This window comes from Rhodobacter sp. P2_H5, from assembly GCF_056403335.1.
This window is the reverse complement of record NZ_JBFUFS010000085.1, coordinates 1-897: the sequence shown is the minus strand read 5'-3', so window position 1 is coordinate 897 and position 897 is coordinate 1. Positions and strand designations below refer to the sequence as shown.

Sequence of the window (897 nt, the reverse complement as noted above, 5' to 3'; positions counted from 1 at the left end):
GTATTCAGGCATTGCTGGACGGAGAAGGAGTCTGCCAAACACCCGGCAAGGCTCAGGTTTCGACGGACCTTTGCCAAGCGGCCACTGAAGTGGTAGGAATTGGGGCAGGGGGTGAGGGCATTGGACTCGCCGTCAGATGATCTTCGAGTTGCGCTGGTTGGGGTAGAGCCTCAGCATGGATCGACCAGCATCTTGGCCCAGTGGCGGCCCTCGTTCGAAAATCGTCCTTTGCCTGCCATCACGCTGGCAGACCTGAACTCGGCGGASCGGCGGGAGCCGCGWGSCAGCAGGGCAGGGGGGAAGCGCAGGTTGGTCTGATCGGTAGCCAGAGGTGGTTACCTCGCCAGTGGTGCCTGACCTGTCTCTCCTGACGGGCCTTCAGGGTCGCCTTGATCTCCGTGGATTGTCTGTYCCARCCCGCGTCCAGTGGCCTCTGGTGATGGGCTGATCTGCCCGAAGGRCGTCTTCGCCGCGACCGCTTCGGCGCAACAGCGTCGTCACAACTTTCTTCCCCTGTCGGCAGAACCGCCATTCCTCGCGGGACAAGAAAGTTYCTCCTGTGCTGTCCAGCCCCCGTGAAGGGGGTGCGCCAGCGGTCGCCTCCGGGCTGTCGATCGCCATCGAGGCCGCAAGGAMGCGGGCCCGAAACAGCAAAACGGAGAAAGAACATGGCGACCATCGGCACCTTCAAGAAGACCGGCACCGAATACAYCGGCGAAATCTTCACCCTCAGCCTGCAGGCCAAGGGTGTGCGCCTCGTCCCCGACCTGCGSGCCTCGGGYGAGAACGCRCCCTCCCACCGGGTYCTGGTCGGCCGCGCCGAGATCGGCGCCGCCTGGACGAAGAAATCGAACGAGGGCCGCGAATACCTGGGCCTGAAGCTGGACGATCCGAGCT

Annotated in this window: 1 protein-coding gene; it reads left to right on the top strand. The window is 63.8% G+C overall.

Annotated elements, in window-relative coordinates; genetic code table 11:
• Positions 1 to 668 precede the first annotated feature (668 nt).
• Positions 669 to 897 (top strand): DUF736 domain-containing protein (locus tag AC1DVR_RS23610; protein ID WP_478003064.1); only part of this gene is annotated, 229 nt, incomplete at its 3' end.